Genomic DNA, 15,967 nt, shown 5'->3' with positions numbered 1-15,967 from the left:
GTGGTTCGGCGTTGCGTTTCGGCGGGTGCGTTGGAAAGCGTCTCTTAAAGTGCCCAAGTCCTCGGCGACGTGGCTTCCAGTTGCCAGAGTTCGTGCCGCAAGACGCCACGCAGGCGCTTGAGCAGGTTCAGCGCGGGCTCCACCAGCGGGCTCAGCACCCGCACGGCCAGCACTTGGGGATGGGGGCTGGTCGCGCCGGCCACGAGGGGAGGCGTGTCGGGTGACGCATCGCCGGACGTTACGCGCGATTCCAACGCGGCACGCACCGCGTCCAAGGTCGCCTCACGCCGGACCCGTGTGATGACCGTGCCCGAGGCAAAAAACAGCGTGCCCAGGCAGCGGTGGCCCGCCAGGCCCAGCGGTCCGTCCATCAAGCGTGTATCGGTCGCGTCGATGCGGCCTTGTTCCAGCCAGACCGGCGTGCGCGCCTCATGGTGCAAGCCGTTCAGGTTCTGGATTTCCAGGTGCTGCGAGAAACGGCCTTGGGTGAAGGCCTGGTCCGCGGCGGGCAGACCCAGTGCCGTCACGTCCCAGCCGATCAGTTCCGCGCCTGGGGCCAGGTCGAACACGGCCTTGTTCTCGGCTTGGCATTGCGGGTAGGCCAGGGCTTCGAGCGGTAGCCATTCCAGCCTCGCGCCGTCGTCGACGCGGGCGTGGACTCGCTGGGCGGCGGCATCACCGGTGCTGCGGTAGAAGCGTGTGGCGCCGGGGGTGGTGACCAATCCGTGCGCACCTGCGGCGACCGAGAGCTGGATGTCCAGCGTGTCACCGCCGACCAGGCCGCCGGGCGGGTGAACCAGCACGTTGTGGCAGATCGCGTCACCCTCGGGGTACAGGCTTTGCAGGATGCGCAGCGGTCCGTCGTGGCGATAACGCGCCACGCTGCGGCTGTTTTCAAGCGTGTAGTCGAGTCGCAGCGCGGCGTGCCAGCTCATGCAGGGAACTTACCAGCGCAGGCCGCGCTTGAGAAACAGGTGGCTGAGCACGAAGAGCGGGCCAACCCAGAGGTATTGCACGTCCTCGAAGAAGGAGGGCTTCTTGCCTTCGATGCGATGGCCGATGAACTGGAAGATCCAGGCCACGACGAAGATGCTGGCACAGATGGCGACGCGGTAGTCGCCCATCAGGTGCACCAGCACCAGGCCGATGGCCGAGATGGCCGCCATGGCCAGGGTGAACAGGCGCGACAGGCGGATGTAATAGATCAGGCTGGCCCCGATGAAGGCATAAGCCGCCAGCGGGTGGATGGCGAAGATCAGGCCCACGATGCTGAGCATGATGAGCGGAATGGCGGCGTAGTGGATCAGCTCGTTGGCCGGGTTGCGGTGGCTTTCGCCATAGTGGGCGAGCAACTGATCGACGCGGCGCGTGGCGCCGTCGTGGTTGTCCTGGGCAAGCGTGGTCATGGCGGTCTCCTGAAGTGGGATGGGTCCGGGGGCAAACCTCTTATGCAGGGCACAATGATAGCCATGGCTGCCATGACTTCCACCCCTGACCTGTCCCGGGGCGCCGAGCCCCGCCTGACCTCCCTGTCCCACGGCGGCGGCTGCGGCTGCAAGATCGCGCCGGGCGTGCTGTCCGACATCCTGAAAAGCAGCAGTGGCCTGCCGGTGCCGCCCGAGCTGCTGGTGGGCATCGAGACGGCCGACGACGCGGCGGTCTACTGGCTCAACGATGAGCAGGCGTTGATCGCCACCACCGATTTCTTCATGCCCATCGTCGATGACCCGTTCGATTTCGGGCGCATCGCCGCGACCAACGCCATCAGCGACGTCTACGCCATGGGCGGGCGGCCCATCCTCGCGCTGGCCCTGGTGGGCATGCCCATCAACGTGCTGTCCACGGCGACCATCGGTCGCATCCTCGACGGTGGCCAGGCCGTCTGCAAGGCGGCCGGTATCCCGATCGCGGGCGGCCACACCATCGATTCGGTGGAGCCGATTTACGGACTGGTGGCCCTGGGCCTGGTGCACCCCGGCCGTGTCAAGCGCAATGCGGATGCCCGGGCGGGGGATCGCTTGGTCCTGGGCAAGCCCCTGGGTGTGGGCATTCTGTCCGCCGCGCTCAAGAAGGAACAGCTCGATGCGGCGGGCTACGCGCGCATGATCGACACGACCACGCGCCTGAACACCCCCGGCCCCGAGCTGGCGGCGATCGAGGGCGTGCACGCCCTGACCGATGTGACGGGTTTTGGCCTCGCCGGCCATGGGCTGGAGCTGGCGCGCGGCGCCGGGCGTACCGTGGAAATAGATTGGTCCCAGGTGCCTCTGCTGCCGGGCGTGCGTGATCTGGCCGCGCAAGGTTTCGTGACCGGTGCGTCGGGTCGCAACTGGGCCGGCTATGGTGCATCCGTGAGCTTGCCTGCGGATTTCGCGGCCGTGGACCGGGCCTTGCTGAGCGATCCGCAGACCAGCGGCGGCCTGCTGGTGAGTTGCGCGCCCGAGGCCGTGCCCCAGGTGCTGGAGACCTTCCGTCGGCAGGGCTTTGACGCTGCTGCCGAAATCGGTCGTGTGACGGACGAGGGTGCGGGGCGTCTGGTCGTGCGCTGACTTTGGGTTGACTCTGCGCCATATGTCGGGCGAGGCCGGTCCAGGGTTTACCCAAGGCGGCGTCTTGGCGCGCGGCGCTGATAATGCACCAGCCCTTGCGATACGCCTGGGGCAGCACCACGACGGACCCGCTCTGCAACCATGACGCAGGCTTTCAGCATCATCGGCGAACACCTCGCGCGCAGCGTGCGTGGCGTGCCCTGCGCACCGCCGAATTGACCTTTTTTCTTCTGGGCTGGCGCCACTTTTTCACGGTGTCAGCCGGTTTGGGTCATTCGATTTCTGGAGCCTGCAGCATGTCCGACCATTCCGTGAAACTTGACGAGGCGCCGTTGCGCGCCGAATTGGCCACCTTGCCCGAGTGGACGCATCGCGCCGAGCGCGGTGGCTTGATTGCCCGGGAGTTCCGCTTCGCGGATTTCACGCAAGCCTTCGGCTTCATGGCCCAGGTGGCCCTGGTGGCCGAGAAGCACAACCACCATCCCGAGTGGTTCAATGTCTACAACCGGGTGTCGGTCGTGATGACCACCCACGACGTCCAGGGCCTGTCGATGAAAGACATCGAGATGGCCCGCTACATGGACCGTTGCGCGGCGACCTTGTTGTCCGCTGCCCACTAGCCGGGAGCCACGCCATGCAAACTGCTCCGGCATCCGGCAAGCACGGTCTGGCGGCAGGTTTGGGACACAGGCCCGAACGCCCCGACTGGACCATCGATCAAGGCTGGCAGCACTACACACCGCAGGAGCATGCGGTCTGGGCCGCGCTGTTCGAGCGGCAGTCGCGTCTCTTGCCTGGCCGCGCCTGTGATGAGTTCGTCCGGGGCCTGCGAGACCTGCCCTTCCGCGCGGACCGCATTCCCGATTTCGAGCAGATGTCCCAGGTACTGCGCCGCAAGACCGGCTGGGAAGTGGTGGCGGTGCCAGGCCTGGTGCCCGACGAGGTGTTCTTCGAACATCTGGCGCACCGGCGTTTCCCCGCCGGCCAGTTCATCCGCAAGCCGCATGAGCTGGACTACCTGGAAGAGCCGGATGTCTTTCACGATGTCTTCGGCCATGTGCCCATGCTGATGAACCCGGTCATCGCCGATTACATCCAGGCTTACGGCGAAGGGGGGCTGCGGGCCCAAAGCCTGGGCATGCTCGACAAGCTGGCCCGCGTCTACTGGTACACCGTGGAATTCGGCCTGGTGCAGCAGCCGAACGGCCTGCGCATCTATGGCGCGGGCATCGTGTCTTCGTACACGGAGACCTGTTTCAGCGTCGAGGATGCCTCACCCAATCGCCTGCGTTTCGATCTGGCGCGTGTCATGCGCACGCGCTACCGCATCGACGATTTCCAGGAAAGCTATTTTGTCATCCCCGACTTCGATGAATTGCTGGGCTTGGCCAACATCGACTTCGCGCCTTTGTACGCGCGGGTCGTGACCGAGCCCGAGCTGGAGCCTGGTGAGGTTCTGGCTGTAGATCAGGTCCTCACGCGGGGCACGGGTCGCTACCACGCCGCCAGGCGTGCGCCCTGAGGACTCGGCCCCGGGCAACACGGGTTGCGACCACGTTTCGGTCTTTCAGCGTGCGAGCAGCTGCGTCAGCCCAGACACTAGCAGGGCTGCGCCCGAGACCGTGAGCAGGAGCAGCACGATCTGCCGAAAGCGTGCCTCGCTCAGGCCCAGGTAGAGCCGCGTGCCCAGCCAGGAACTGAGCAGCACCACGGGGATGAGCAGGGCCAGCGAAGGCAGCGTGGCGCGGGTGATCAGTCCGCGCGCCAGATAGGCGACCAGCGTGACCAGCTGGATGCCGAGGTTGAAGTTCTGCACCAGGGCGCGCAGTTCGTCCTTCGGCCATCCGCGCAGCGTTCCCCAGAGCGTGGGAAGGATGCCCGTGTAGCCGCCCAGTCCGCCCAGAATGCCGCCCCCCAACCCACTCAGACCGTCCGCGATGCGTCCGCCGTGGTGGATGCGTGGCAGATTGGGGGCGAGGAGCAAGGCCGGGCAAGCGATCACCAGCAGGCCACCCAGCGCGGTCTTGAAGAGGCCCACGTCCAGTTGCGGCAGCAACATCACGCCCAGAGGAATGCCCGCCAATCCACCCGCCAGAAAAGGCAGGATGCGCCGCCACTGCCAGCTGCGTCGCAAGGTGAAGGCGGCCTGAATCTGTCCGGTGAGCGAACCGCACAGGGACAGCACGGCGGTCAGTTGCGGCGCGAGAAACCAGGCCCAGATCGCGGTGGAAGTCATGCCGAAGTTGGAGCCCGAGATGCCTTGCACGAGCCCGCCCAGGGCGGCTCCAAGGATGAGGATGGGAATGTCGGTCAAGCGGGGGCCTCAGGAGAGCTTCAGGTAAGCGCCGCGTTGATTGTGCCTGGGTTTCAGCCGGCACCCGCTGTGCCGCAGGGCTCAATGTTCAGTTGATTCTGTCGATAAACGAAGCACGGCTTAAAAGCCTCCAGTGGACAACACCAAACCAGGAGGGGCGGGCCCCGTGACCACAGTTTCCGCGTCAGGTCTGACGAATCAGAGCACCAGCATCCATCTCAATCCGGAGGCCCTGCGACTGCGCCAGGGCAGCGAGGCCAGTCGTGCCGTCGTGCCCCGGGTCAATGCCAGCGGTCTTGCCCATGGGCTTGCGGTTTCAATGCCATCGGTCATCCGGCGTGAACAGGCGCTGGGCGGGGAAGTCCCCGCTGACAACACGTACCAGCATCTGCAAGCCCTCAACGTCGCAGCGTGGACGGACTCCAGTGCCCAGGCCAGCGTGCTGGGCGCCTCGACGCAGTCGGAACAGGCGTGGGCCTCGGCACCGGGAGACGTCATCAGTGACCTGATGGCTCACAATTTTGGGCGCAGCCAGCCGCGTGATTTCGTCAACCAGTGGCGTGACCTGGGCGGTGCGCTCTTGTCACACCTGGCGACGTTGACTTCCACGCCGCCGCAATACCGCCAGACGTTTCTGGCAAACGTGGACCCCAGACTGCCCCTGGACGATCAGTACAGCAGCGTGAGACTTGGAGCGGCCACGGCCCATTTCCAGGTCAAGACTCGCTCGGGTCAGACCGTGGATCTACAGATTGCCGTGAACAAGTCAGGTGGCGGCATCCCGGGAGTGCAGGTCGCGGTCAGCAGTTCCGGGGCGCTGAGTGATGCAGAGCGCAAGGCTTTGGCCGCGCTTGCTGGTGGCCTGGATGAGGCCTTGGCGGGCTTGGGTCGGTCGGATGCGCCGGAGATGAATCTGTCGGGTCTGATGAACTATGACCGCAGCGTATTTTCAAGTTTGAGTCTGGACATCGAAACCCCCGCCGCGCAAAAAACGGCCCTGTACGATTCCTTCTCACTCCGTCTGGGGGTAGACAAAAACACACTGGCGTACAAGGGCCCGCTGGGCGAGATGCAGATGCGCCTGGACGCTGCCCCGCTGCTGCGGGGCAGCGTGACCCAGCGCCAGGCCGCTATCGCGCAATACCTGCAGCAGATTGACGCCGCCGCCAGTCGCAGCCATGCCGACGAAACGCTGGTGAACATGTTCAAGAGCGGCTTTGAGCAAATGCTCGGCATCGCCGAATCCCAAGCTGGGAAAGGCGTGGCAGGCATCGCTGATGCCATGGCGTTGCTGGGGTACGGTTTGACGGACCAAATTCAGCCGCTGCTGACAGGACTGCCAGACTTCGAAGCCAGCTTCAGTGGCAAATTCACGCGCAACAACGCCCGCGGGGTTCTGAGTGAAGAGGGCGAGGTGAGCTACGCCATCAGCCAACAGACCAAGATGCAGATTCATCGCCGCGAAAAGGATGCGTCCATTGTCCAGACGCGGCATGAGCGCCTGGATGCCAGTTACGCCAGGGCACGCAACGGCGCCATGTTGGATCTCAAGTCAGGCAACTACGATCGACACACCATTCGTGACGACAGCACGATCACAACCTTGATCGAAGCCTTGGACGGCGCTGTGGACAGCGCTGAGGAACGCACGGACAAAAAACTGCTGCATGTCCGTGAAACGCTGGTGGATCATGAAGTGACAGATCGGCATGCAACGCCGGATGACCAGCATTTCGCCAAGCGACTCGTTTGACGGGCCGCCCTCGGTTCGGTCGACCACGGCGGATGCCGTGTTGCACCGGGTTTCGGTACCTCGGCGTAATGCCAACGGGGGTCGATGATGGTGCCGTGCCGATCTCAATAGCCAGCGGCCAAGCCGTCGCGGCGCGGGTCGCTGGCCGCCACATAGCCCTCGACGGCCGGATCACCAAGACGCCAAATGAACTGCCCGGCGCCAAAGTCCTGGTAGGAGTCATGGATCACGTCGATTTCATGGCCCAGGTCCTGCAGACCTTGCAGGGTGCTGGCCTGCATCGCCGCCTCCACATTGATGTTCAGTCCTTTGTTGAAACGCCAGCGCGGGGCATCGCAGGCGGCTTGGAGTCCCTGGTGATAGTCCAGCATGCGGACCAGGGTCTGCATGTGCCCCTGAGGTTGCATATTGCCGCCCATGACGCCGTAGCTCATCACCGGTTGACCGTCCTTGGTCAGGAACGCCGGGATGATGGTGTGGAACGGACGCTTGCCAGGGGCCACGACATTGGGGCTGTCGGCTTGGAGGCTGAAGCCGTGTCCCCGATTCTGCAGGCTGATGCCGTAGGTGGGTTCCACGCAGCCTGAACCAAAGCCCATGTAGTTGCTTTGGATGAAGCTGACCATCATCCCGTTCTCGTCGGCTGCCGTGAGGTAGATGGTGCCGCCTTTGACCGGGTTGCCCGCCGCGAAGTTCTGCGCGCGGCGCGGGTCAATCATGCGGGCGCGCGATGCCAGGTAGGCGTCGTCCAGCATCTGCGCTGGCGTGACCGTCATGGTCGAGGGGTCAGACACGTAGTGATAGACATCGGCAAAAGCGAGCTTCATGGCCTCGATCTGCAGATGCTGAGACGCCGCCGAGTCCACTGGCAGACTCGCCACGTCAAACTGTTCCAGGATGCCCAGCGCGATCAATGCGGCGATACCCTGGCCGTTGGGCGGAATTTCGTGCAGGGTGTAGCCCCGGTAATCGCGGGCGATAGGCTCTACCCACTCAGGCCGATAGGAGGACAGGTCACGCAGCGTCATGGCGCCGCCCTGTGCCCGGGCATACGCAACCAGGGCTTCGGCGATCTCCCCTTCGTAGAGGGCATCTCCGCGTGTCGCGGCGATGGCCTTGAGCGCGCGCGCCGCCGTCGGGAAGCGGAACAATTCGCCAATTTCCGGAGCGCGGCCCCAAGGCAGGAAAGTGTCGGCAAAGCCCGCGATGTCCCTCAGCAGAGGCGTGGCAGCGGCCCACTTCTGTTGCACGACCGGGGGGACCAGATAACCTCGTTCGGCCACTTCGATGGCGGGCGCCATCAGGTCGCCAAAGGGCAGCTTGCCGAAGCGCTCACTCAGAGCCACCCAACCGCGCACTGCGCCGGGGACGGTCACGGAGTCGATGCCGCGCATGGGCGGCGTGGCGGCGCTTGTCCCGCACTTGGCCTTGAAGTACTCGACGGTCCAGGCCTGTGGTGCTTGGCCTGAGGCATTGAGACCGTGCAACTGCTGTCCATCCCACAAAATGCAGAACGCATCACTGCCCAGACCATTGCTCACGGGTTCCACCAACGTCATCACCGCGGCGGTGGCAATCGCTGCATCCACCGCGTTGCCACCTTGCTGCAGGACGCGCAGACCCGCTTGCGCCGCCAACGGATGCGAGGTGGAGACGACGTTACGCGCGAAAACCGGAATGCGGGTGGAGAGGTAGGGGTTGTGGTAGTTGAACTGCATGACTTTCCGTTTGCAGGAAGGGGACTATTCGTTGACGATCTTGCGCTCGACGATGATCTGCTTCCACTTGGCGAGGTCGGCCGCCACCATCTTGCTGAATTGCTGCGGGGTGCTGTTGACCGGTTCGATGCCCAGCGTGGTGAGCTTGGCGCGCACCTCGGCATCATTCAGCGCCTGATTCGCGGCGGTGTTCACGCGGGTGACGACCTCGGCCGGCAAGTCCCTGGGGCCGTACAGGCCGAACCAGGTGTTCGACTCGAAGCCCGGGAGCGTGTCGGCCACGGGGGGCAGGTCGGGCGCGAGGGGGCTGCGCTTGAGCGTGGTGACGCCAAGTGCGCGCAGGCGTCCATCGCGAACATGGGGCATGCCTGTCGGCAACGAATCAAACATCACCTGAACTTGACCGCTGATCAAGTCGGGTATGGCCAGCGCCGTGCCCTTGTAGGGGACATGGGTCACCTGCAGTCCCGCCTGCGCCTTGAACAGTTCGGCCGTCAACTGGACGATGGTGCCGTTGCCGCTGGAGGCATAGTTCAGCTGGTTGGGATTTTTCCTGGCGTACTCGATCCATTCCTTGACGGTCTTGGCCGGGGAATCATTGGGCACCAACATGATGCTGGGCGCATTGCCCACATGCGCGATCGGCGTGAAGTCACGCACCGTGTCGTAGGGCAGCTTGCCGCCCAGGGCCGGTCCAATAGAGTGCGTGCTGGTCGTCGCCAGCAGCAGTGTCAAGCCATCGGCCGGTGCGCGGGCGACCAAGTCCGAACCCAGGCTGCCACCGGCGCCCGGCTTGTTGTCGATCACGATGGTGGTGCCCAGTTTCTCCCCCATTTTTTGCGACAGCGTGCGCGCGAACAGGTCGGTGGCACCGCCCGCAGGGAAGGGGACCACCAGGCGGATGGGCTTGGCGGACTGGGCCAGGGTCAGGGGCGCAACGGCGCCCAACGCCAGCGCGGCGGCCAAGCCGCGCAGAAGGAGATGGCGACGGATCATGGTTCTCTTCCTTGCAAGTGAGCAAACTAAAACGCTGGGGTGAACGCCTCAGACTTGGGGCACTCTAGGCTTCGTTGGCACATCAAAACAGATAATCAGATTTATTTCACTATGACGTCACGTCATGAAGAGCCTGCCGATTCCCAACGACGAAGTGTCACTGCAACAATTTCGAGCCCTGGTGGCCATTGCCCAGACGGGCAGTTTCACGCTCGCCGCCGATGCCTTGGGCTTGACTCAACCGGCCGTGAGTCATCTGGTCAAGCGCATGGAACGCGAGGTGGGGCAGCCTCTGGTGGTGCGGGGCCGGCGTATCCGACTCACCGATGCGGGCCAGTTGCTGGCGGATACCGCGCAGCGCGCGTTGCGGATGATGGACGAAACGGTGCGTTCCTGCCGCTCGCAGGCGCAATTGAAAGAAGGCCGCGTGATGGTTGCGGTGGGGCACCTGACCGCCGGGGCGTTGCTGCCCGCGCTGCTGGCGCGTTTTTCTGCGGCTTACCCGCAGCTGGTGGCCACGGTGCACGACAGCACAGCGGCACAAATGGTGTCCATGGTCCTGTCGCGGGAGGTCGATCTGGCGCTGGGGTCAGACATCGGGAACATGCATTCCGACCTCGCCACGGAGCGGCTCTTCACCGAACGCATGGCCCTGTTCATGCGACAGGACCACGCCTTGGCGGGTCGCGCCAGCGTGCAAGGCCGTGATCTGGATGGGTTGCCCATGGTGCATGTGAACCCGGATGCCGTGGTCTGGCGCGCCATCAGCCGTGAGTTGAGTGCCGTGGCCAATGTGTACCCGCAGGTGGTGCAGCACGTCGCCATGTTGAGCACCGCATTCGGAATGATGCAGGCCGGGATGGGTCTGGCTCTCTTGCCGCGTTATGTGGCACGGCTGATGCCGCCAGACCTGCGTGCCGTCCCCATCGCCAGGCCGGTGCTGGAGTTTCCTGTCGTGGCGATCCGGCTGGCCAAGCAACCGTTGAGTCCTGCGGCGATGGCTTTTCTGGCCTTGGCGCGCAAACATCTGCGCCCCAGCAGTTGATGGCGCGCTTTCCGGGGCGCTCGGCGTCCATTCAGCGCAGGGCAGCCTGCCGCTGGCAAGTGAGCCCCATCAGTCCAGCAGCGCCTGTGCGAATTCCCGCGCGCTGAAGGTCTCAAGCTCGTCGATCTGCTCGCCCACGCCGATGAAATAGACGGGGAGAGGCCGCTCGCGCGACAGCAGCGCAATCGCCGCCAGCACGCCGCCCTTGGCCGTGCCATCGAGCTTGGTGACGATGAGGCCGGTCAGGCCCAGCGTTTCGTCGAAGGACTGCACCTGCGCCAGCGCGTTCTGACCGGTGTTGCCATCGATGACGAGCAGGACTTCATGGGGGGCCGTTTCATCGGCTTTCTGCACCACGCGCTTGATCTTCCTGAGCTCTTCCATCAGGTGCAGCTGCGTGGGAAGGCGGCCCGCCGTGTCCACCAGCACCACGTCCTTGCCACGCGCCTTGCCCGCGCTGACGGCGTCGAAGCAGACCGAGGCCGGATCTCCGCCGGCCTGGTGCACGATGTCCACGCTGCCCGTGCCCTGGCGGTTGCGGTCGGCCCAGACCATGAGTTGCTCGCGTGCCGCGGCGCGGAAGGTGTCAGCCGCCGCCAGCAGCACGCTGGCACCTGCTTCGGCGAGGTGGTGGGTGAGCTTGCCGATGCTGGTGGTCTTGCCGGCGCCGTTCACACCCGCGACCATGATCACGGTCGGCTTGTGCGTGCCCACGCTCAGGGTTTGCTCCAGTGGCGCGAGCAATTCGGCCAGCGCGTCGACCAGCAAGGCCTTGACCGAGGCGGGCTCGGTGGCTTTGCTTTCCTTTACACGGCGTTTTAAATCGTCGAGTAAATACTGTGTAGCCTTGACGCCTGCATCGGCCATTAGCAGCGCCTCCTCCAGTTGTTCATAGAGCGCGTCGTCGATGCGCGTTCCAGTGAACACCGTGGCGATGCCACTGCCCGTCTTGCGCAGGCCCGCACGCAATTTTCCGAGCCAGCCCTCGCGGGGCTGACTCTGCGAGGCGGGGGGCGTGGGCTGGGAATGAACTCCGGTCGACGATTTGCTTCTGAAGATACTGAACATGAAGGGCATTCCTACAATGTCGCATTCTATGAAACGCCTATTCATCTGTTTTTTCGCCTTGCTGGTGTCCTGGACGGGAGCCCAGGCGCAACATCCGGCCCAAACGGCCATCAATGCCAAACCCCAGCAATTCACCCTGGCCAACGGGATGACTCTGATCGTGCAGGTGGACCGGCGCGCGCCGACCGCCGTCCACATGCTCTGGGTGCGCGCGGGCAGCATGGACGAGGTGGATGGCAAGAGTGGCGTGGCCCATGTGCTGGAGCACATGATGTTCAAGGGCACGCAATCGGCGGCGGGTGGCACGGCCGCGGGCGAGTTCTCGCGCCGCGTCGCCGCCCTGGGCGGGCGCGAGAACGCGTTCACCGCCAGCGATTACACAGGCTACTTCCAGCAGATCCCCGCGGGACGCCTGGAAGATGTGATGAAACTCGAAGCCGACCGCTTCGCCCACAACCGTTGGCCCGACAGCGAATTCGCCAAGGAAATCGAGGTGGTCAAGGAAGAGCGGCGCATGCGCACCGAGGACGAGCCGCGTGCGCTGCTCTACGAGACGTTGGAAGCCACGGCCTTCGTGGCCTCGCCTTACCGGCGTCCCATCGTGGGCTGGATGAATGATCTGGACAATCTGCGCCCGGACGACGTGCGCGCCTTCCACCGTGACTGGTACCTGCCTGCCAACGCCGTGGTGGTGGTGGCCGGTGACGTGAAGGTGCCGCAAGTGCGACGCTGGGCCGAGCAGTATTACGGCGGCTTGCCCACGCGTGCCCTGCCCGAGCGCAAGCCGCGCGTCGAGCCATCGCAGGCGGGGGTGAAGCGCGTGGAAGTCAAGGCACCCGCGGAACAGGCCTACGTGGCCTTGGCCTGGAAGGTGCCGGGCTTGCGCAACGTGGTCGCGCCCACGGCGGAGGACTGGGACGCGATGGCCCTGACGGTGCTCGCCGCCGTGCTGGATGGCTACGACGGTGCGCGCCTGCAGCGCGCTCTGGTGCAGGGCCAGGGCAGCAATGCCAAGCGCGTGGCTGACACCGCCGGTGCGAGCAATGGCCTGATGGGCCGCGGCCCGCAACTCTTTGTGCTGGATGGTTCGCCCGCGGCCGGAAGGACCCCGACCGAACTGGAGACGGCCTTGCGCGAGCAGATCGCGCGCATCGCGCGCGAGGGTGTCAGCGAGGCCGAGCTGCAGCGCGTCAAGACGCAGTGGATGGCCAGCGAGGTCTACCAGCGTGACTCCCTGTTCTACCGCGCGCGCAAGCTGGGCGCCAACGCCATGCTGGGGTTGCCGCTGGACGCGGATGACCGGCTGCTGGCCCAACTGCGCACCATCACTTCCCAGCAGGTGCAGAACGTCGCCACGCGCTATTTCGGCGAGGACACATTGACCGTGGGCGTCTTGCATCCGCTGCCGCCGGACCCGCAGCGGCGCGCGCGCCCCCGAGGAGGCCTGGGCGGTGGCAGGGATTTCTGAGCGTGCCACCGAGCGATGCAACCCGGCGCAAACCCAGGCGTGAACGGAACATGAACATGATGCAGAACAAATTCGCGGCGCTGCTTCTCGCGGCGCTGGTCGGTGGGCTGGCCGCGGTCTCGGCCCAAGCCGCCATTCCGATCCAGCACTGGACCCAGCCGGAAGGTCCGGGGCAGGGCGCCGAGGTCTGGCTGGTCGAAAGCCCGGCCGTGCCCATGGTCGACGTGCGGCTGGAATTCGATGGCGGCGGTCGGCGTGATCCGGTGGACCGCGCGGGCCTGGCGGAGGCCGGCACCCTGATGATGGGCAAGGGGGTGCGGGAATCGTCGGGCAAGGGCGGTCGCGAGCCTGCGCTCGACGAAAACGCCCTGGGCGAGGCTTGGGCCGACCTGGGTGCGATGTTCGGTGGCGATGACACCACCGATCGGGTGAGCTTCTCCCTGCGCAGCCTGACCGATCCGGACCTGCTGCAGCGCGCCGCAGCCCTCGCAGCTCGCGTGCTGGCCGAACCGGCCTGGCCCGAGGCGGTCTGGACGCGCGAGCGCGAACGCATGCAGGCGGCGCTGAGGGAATCCCTCACGCGTCCGGCCACCGTGGCTTCGCGCGCCTACCAGCGCGCGGTGTTCGGTGCCCACCCCTACGGACAGGCGATGACGGACGAGACGCTCGCCCGCATTGCCGTGGCCGACATGCAGGCCTGGCATGCGCGCACCTTCCTGGCCTGCCGTGCCAAGGTCAGCATCGTCGGGGCAGTCAACCGCGCGCAGGCGCAGGAACTGACGGCTCAGTTGCTGGCGCGCCTGCCCAGGAGTCGCGACGCCAAGGACTGTCCGTCCCTGCCACCCGTGCCCGAGGTGGCGTCTCTGGACAAGGCCGCCGACATCCGCATTCCCTTCGACGCCGCGCAGGCCCAGGTGTTTATCGGGCAGCCCGGCTTCAAGCGGGACGATCCGGATTACTTCGCGCTGACCGTGGGCAACTACATCCTGGGCGGTGGGGGCTTCGTCTCGCGCCTGACCGAGGAGGTGCGTGAGAAACGTGGTCTGAGCTACAGCGTGTACAGCTACTTCAATCCTGGCGCCCACGCGGGCAGTTTCACCATCGGCCTCCAGACCCGGCCCGACCAGGCGGATGCGGCGCTGAAGGTGGCGCGCGAGGTGTTGGCCCGATTCCTGGCCCAAGGTCCCACCGAGGTCGAACTCAAGGCGGCCAAGGCAAATCTGATCGGTGGGTTTGCCTTGCGCATCGACAGCAACCGCAAGCTGATCGACAACCTGGCCAACATCGCGGCCCATGACCTGCCGCTGGACTATCTGGACAGCTGGACCGAGCAGGTGAACAAGGTCACGGTGGCGGACATCAGGAATGCTTTCGCGCGCAAGCTGCGGGCGGACCGCATGGTGACCGTGGTGCTGGGCGGCAAGTGATGCGGCAGGGCAAACCCGCCGCGGCGCGCTCTCCGGCAGCGCAGCCCCGCAAGCACGAAGTGCGCATCATCGGCGGGCTCTGGAAGCGCAGCAAGTTGCCTGTCGCCGACAAGCCCGGCTTACGGCCCACGCCCGACCGCGTGCGCGAGACCCTGTTCAATTGGCTGGGCCAGGATCTCACGGGCTGGCGCTGCGTCGACGTCTTCGCGGGCAGCGGTGCGCTGGGGTTTGAGGCGGCTTCGCGCGGCGCGAAGGAAGTCACCCTGGTCGAGCAGGATACGGCCCTGGTCGCGCAGCTCCAGAAAATCAAGGAACACCTGAAGGCCGATGCCGCGGGTGTGCAGGTCATGGTGCGGCGAGGCGATGGTGTTGCCGCGCTGTCTGCCTGGTCGATGGCCAGCTTGGACCTCGTGTTCCTGGACCCGCCTTTTGACGCCCCGCTGTTCGAACCCGCCTTGCGGGCCGCTGCGCGCGTCGTGAAGGCCGGCGCTTACATCTACCTTGAGGCACCGTCCGAATGGACGGCCGAGCAATTGGCACCGCTGGGCCTCGTACCCTATCGGCACCTGAGAGCTGGGGCGGTGCACGCACACCTGTTGCGGCGCGCATGAGTCCGCGACCTGGGGCAGGCCCCGGGCCAGGGTGCGCGGTGCCGACTTATCATCCATCCCTTCCCGCGTGCACCGTGGTGCGCGTGTCCTGCAAGTGGTCTGACCAAGGGAGATTTCCATGGCAACCGGTACCGTACAACTGCACCGCGTGCTGCGCGCGCCGCCCGAGCGCATTTACCGCGCTTTCCTCGAACCCGATGCCCTGGCCAAGTGGTTGCCGCCTTATGGCTTTACCTGCAGTGTCGAACACATGGATGCACGCGTGGGCGGTAGCTACCGCATGGCCTTCAGGAATTTCGGTACGGGCCAAAGTCATGCCTTTGGCGGCGAGTACCTGGAATTGGTGCCGAACCAGAAGATCCGCTACACGGACCGCTTCGATGCCCCCGGTCCGGCCGGTCTGATGACAACGACCATCGTGCTCCGGGTCGTGTCTTGCGGCACGGAAGTGACGGCTACGCAGGACGGTATTCCCGAGATGATTCCCACCGAGATGTGCTACCTGGGCTGGCAGGAGTCGCTGGAGCAACTGGCGCGGCTGGTCGAGCCGGAAATTCACGAATAAGGCCTGCATGGTCACCCTGCAGGGGGCCTTGCCCGTGCGACCCACCCAGGACGAGCTGGCCGCCTTCCTGGCTAGGGAATTCCCCCAAGCGCCGTGCCGCATCGTGTCCCTGAGCGAGAGAGGCGCCACCCTGCGGCACGAGGTGGGTGTGGCGGAGTTGCGCCCGGGGGGACCGTTTCCGGGCCGACCATGATGGCTCTGGCCGATGTGTCCCTCTACGTGGCCATCATGGCCGAAGTGGGCCTGTTGCCGATGATCGTCACGACCCAGCTGAGTTTCAACTTCCTGCGCAAGCCCGCGGGCGACCGCGCGCTGATCGGCGTGTGCCGCTTGCTCAAGGTCGGGCGCACGCTTGCCGTGGGCGAGGCCACCGTGTATTCCGAGGGTCTGGACGAGCCCGTGGCCCATGCCGTGGGCAGCTACGCGATCCCGCCGCCGCGCTGAGGCTGAACG

At 65.4% G+C, this 15,967-nt stretch carries 17 protein-coding genes; 11 read left to right on the top strand and 6 right to left on the bottom strand.

Annotation, left to right across the window (positions count from 1 at the left end; all coding sequences use genetic code 11):
- Nucleotides 1-44 precede the first annotated feature (44 nt).
- Both DW355_RS17665 and DW355_RS17660 read right to left on the bottom strand, forming a co-directional pair.
- Nucleotides 45-935, bottom strand: a complete 891-nt coding sequence (locus DW355_RS17665) for an urease accessory protein UreD (RefSeq protein ID WP_131276714.1) — start codon at nt 933-935, stop codon at nt 45-47.
- A 9-nt stretch (nt 936-944) separates the two neighbouring features.
- Nucleotides 945-1,406 carry a DUF962 domain-containing protein gene (locus DW355_RS17660; RefSeq protein WP_131276712.1) on the bottom strand — a complete coding sequence of 154 codons (462 nt, stop codon included), beginning with the start codon at nt 1,404-1,406 and terminating at the stop codon, nt 945-947.
- A 63-nt stretch (nt 1,407-1,469) separates the two neighbouring features.
- Here DW355_RS17660 and selD point away from each other — a divergent pair, with 63 nt between their 5' ends.
- From selD to phhA, 3 genes are all read left to right on the top strand, one after another.
- Nucleotides 1,470-2,549, top strand: a complete 1,080-nt coding sequence (gene selD, locus DW355_RS17655) for a selenide, water dikinase SelD (RefSeq protein WP_207388043.1) — start codon at nt 1,470-1,472, stop codon at nt 2,547-2,549.
- A gap of 296 nt (nt 2,550-2,845) precedes the next feature.
- Nucleotides 2,846-3,169 (top strand): 4a-hydroxytetrahydrobiopterin dehydratase, encoded by a 324-nt coding sequence (locus DW355_RS17650; protein ID WP_131276709.1) that lies wholly within the window; start codon nt 2,846-2,848, stop codon nt 3,167-3,169.
- A gap of 14 nt (nt 3,170-3,183) precedes the next feature.
- A complete protein-coding gene (gene phhA / locus DW355_RS17645) occupies nt 3,184-4,071 on the top strand; it encodes a phenylalanine 4-monooxygenase (RefSeq protein WP_131282066.1) in 888 nt (295 codons plus the stop codon).
- A 45-nt stretch (nt 4,072-4,116) separates the two neighbouring features.
- On the opposite strand, the gene DW355_RS17640 is transcribed toward phhA, so the two are convergent.
- Nucleotides 4,117-4,863 (bottom strand): sulfite exporter TauE/SafE family protein, encoded by a 747-nt coding sequence (locus DW355_RS17640; protein ID WP_131276706.1) that lies wholly within the window; start codon nt 4,861-4,863, stop codon nt 4,117-4,119.
- A gap of 166 nt (nt 4,864-5,029) precedes the next feature.
- Here DW355_RS17640 and DW355_RS17635 point away from each other — a divergent pair, with 166 nt between their 5' ends.
- Nucleotides 5,030-6,616 carry a hypothetical protein gene (locus tag DW355_RS17635; protein WP_131282063.1) on the top strand — a complete coding sequence of 529 codons (1,587 nt, stop codon included), beginning with the start codon at nt 5,030-5,032 and terminating at the stop codon, nt 6,614-6,616.
- A 104-nt stretch (nt 6,617-6,720) separates the two neighbouring features.
- On the opposite strand, the gene DW355_RS17630 is transcribed toward DW355_RS17635, so the two are convergent.
- Both DW355_RS17630 and DW355_RS17625 read right to left on the bottom strand, forming a co-directional pair.
- Complete coding sequence (locus DW355_RS17630; RefSeq protein WP_131282061.1) at nt 6,721-8,334, bottom strand: gamma-glutamyltransferase family protein; 1,614 nt, start codon at nt 8,332-8,334, stop codon at nt 6,721-6,723.
- Nucleotides 8,335-8,358: 24 nt separating this feature from the next.
- Nucleotides 8,359-9,330, bottom strand: a complete 972-nt coding sequence (locus DW355_RS17625; RefSeq protein ID WP_207388042.1) for a Bug family tripartite tricarboxylate transporter substrate binding protein — start codon at nt 9,328-9,330, stop codon at nt 8,359-8,361.
- 124 nt (nt 9,331-9,454) lie between these two features.
- Between DW355_RS17625 and DW355_RS17620 the strand changes: the two genes are divergently transcribed.
- On the top strand, nt 9,455-10,375 hold the full coding sequence (locus tag DW355_RS17620; protein ID WP_131282058.1) for a LysR family transcriptional regulator: 921 nt from the start codon (nt 9,455-9,457) through the stop codon (nt 10,373-10,375).
- Between the two features lie 69 nt (nt 10,376-10,444).
- On the opposite strand, the gene ftsY is transcribed toward DW355_RS17620, so the two are convergent.
- Nucleotides 10,445-11,443 carry a signal recognition particle-docking protein FtsY gene (gene ftsY, locus DW355_RS17615; protein WP_131282055.1) on the bottom strand — a complete coding sequence of 333 codons (999 nt, stop codon included), beginning with the start codon at nt 11,441-11,443 and terminating at the stop codon, nt 10,445-10,447.
- 28 nt (nt 11,444-11,471) lie between these two features.
- Here ftsY and DW355_RS17610 point away from each other — a divergent pair, with 28 nt between their 5' ends.
- From DW355_RS17610 to DW355_RS18590, 6 genes are all read left to right on the top strand, one after another.
- A complete protein-coding gene (locus DW355_RS17610) occupies nt 11,472-12,911 on the top strand; it encodes a M16 family metallopeptidase (protein ID WP_131282052.1) in 1,440 nt (479 codons plus the stop codon).
- 50 nt (nt 12,912-12,961) lie between these two features.
- A complete protein-coding gene (locus DW355_RS17605; RefSeq protein ID WP_131282049.1) occupies nt 12,962-14,338 on the top strand; it encodes a M16 family metallopeptidase in 1,377 nt (458 codons plus the stop codon).
- The gene (rsmD, locus tag DW355_RS17600) at nt 14,338-14,949 is read left to right on the top strand and encodes a 16S rRNA (guanine(966)-N(2))-methyltransferase RsmD (protein WP_131282046.1); all 612 of its coding nucleotides are present in this window, start codon (nt 14,338-14,340) and stop codon (nt 14,947-14,949) included. Before DW355_RS17605 ends, rsmD begins: the two co-directional genes overlap by 1 nt.
- 118 nt (nt 14,950-15,067) lie before the next feature.
- Nucleotides 15,068-15,514 carry an SRPBCC family protein gene (locus tag DW355_RS17595; RefSeq protein ID WP_131282043.1) on the top strand — a complete coding sequence of 149 codons (447 nt, stop codon included), beginning with the start codon at nt 15,068-15,070 and terminating at the stop codon, nt 15,512-15,514.
- A gap of 7 nt (nt 15,515-15,521) precedes the next feature.
- Nucleotides 15,522-15,707, top strand: a complete 186-nt coding sequence (locus DW355_RS18595) for a hypothetical protein (RefSeq protein WP_242671247.1) — start codon at nt 15,522-15,524, stop codon at nt 15,705-15,707.
- The gene (locus tag DW355_RS18590) at nt 15,704-15,958 is read left to right on the top strand and encodes a PaaI family thioesterase (RefSeq protein ID WP_242671246.1); all 255 of its coding nucleotides are present in this window, start codon (nt 15,704-15,706) and stop codon (nt 15,956-15,958) included. Before DW355_RS18595 ends, DW355_RS18590 begins: the two co-directional genes overlap by 4 nt.
- Nucleotides 15,959-15,967: the final 9 nt, after the last annotated feature.

It is taken from the genome of Hylemonella gracilis (genome assembly GCF_004328645.1).
In the GTDB taxonomy this organism is placed as follows: domain Bacteria; phylum Pseudomonadota; class Gammaproteobacteria; order Burkholderiales; family Burkholderiaceae_C; genus Hylemonella; species Hylemonella gracilis_B.
Note: the sequence above shows the minus strand (reverse complement) of the source record. Positions and strands in the feature narration are given on the sequence as shown.

Bases quoted from the DNA above. Each gene is read 5' to 3' on its own strand.
- DW355_RS17665 (WP_131276714.1), bottom strand. From the start codon at position 935: ATGAGCTGGCACGCCGCGCTGCGACTCGACTACACGCTTGAAAACAGC.
- DW355_RS17660 (WP_131276712.1), bottom strand. From the start codon at position 1,406: ATGACCACGCTTGCCCAGGACAACCACGACGGCGCCACGCGCCGCGTC.
- selD (WP_207388043.1), top strand. From the start codon at position 1,470: ATGGCTGCCATGACTTCCACCCCTGACCTGTCCCGGGGCGCCGAGCCC.
- DW355_RS17650 (WP_131276709.1), top strand. From the start codon at position 2,846: ATGTCCGACCATTCCGTGAAACTTGACGAGGCGCCGTTGCGCGCCGAA.
- phhA (WP_131282066.1), top strand. From the start codon at position 3,184: ATGCAAACTGCTCCGGCATCCGGCAAGCACGGTCTGGCGGCAGGTTTG.
- DW355_RS17630 (WP_131282061.1), bottom strand. From the start codon at position 8,334: ATGCAGTTCAACTACCACAACCCCTACCTCTCCACCCGCATTCCGGTT.
- DW355_RS17625 (WP_207388042.1), bottom strand. From the start codon at position 9,330: ATGATCCGTCGCCATCTCCTTCTGCGCGGCTTGGCCGCCGCGCTGGCG.
- DW355_RS17620 (WP_131282058.1), top strand. From the start codon at position 9,455: ATGAAGAGCCTGCCGATTCCCAACGACGAAGTGTCACTGCAACAATTT.
- ftsY (WP_131282055.1), bottom strand. From the start codon at position 11,443: ATGTTCAGTATCTTCAGAAGCAAATCGTCGACCGGAGTTCATTCCCAG.
- DW355_RS17610 (WP_131282052.1), top strand. From the start codon at position 11,472: ATGAAACGCCTATTCATCTGTTTTTTCGCCTTGCTGGTGTCCTGGACG.
- DW355_RS17605 (WP_131282049.1), top strand. From the start codon at position 12,962: ATGAACATGATGCAGAACAAATTCGCGGCGCTGCTTCTCGCGGCGCTG.
- rsmD (WP_131282046.1), top strand. From the start codon at position 14,338: ATGCGGCAGGGCAAACCCGCCGCGGCGCGCTCTCCGGCAGCGCAGCCC.
- DW355_RS17595 (WP_131282043.1), top strand. From the start codon at position 15,068: ATGGCAACCGGTACCGTACAACTGCACCGCGTGCTGCGCGCGCCGCCC.
- DW355_RS18595 (WP_242671247.1), top strand. From the start codon at position 15,522: ATGGTCACCCTGCAGGGGGCCTTGCCCGTGCGACCCACCCAGGACGAG.
- DW355_RS18590 (WP_242671246.1), top strand. From the start codon at position 15,704: ATGATGGCTCTGGCCGATGTGTCCCTCTACGTGGCCATCATGGCCGAA.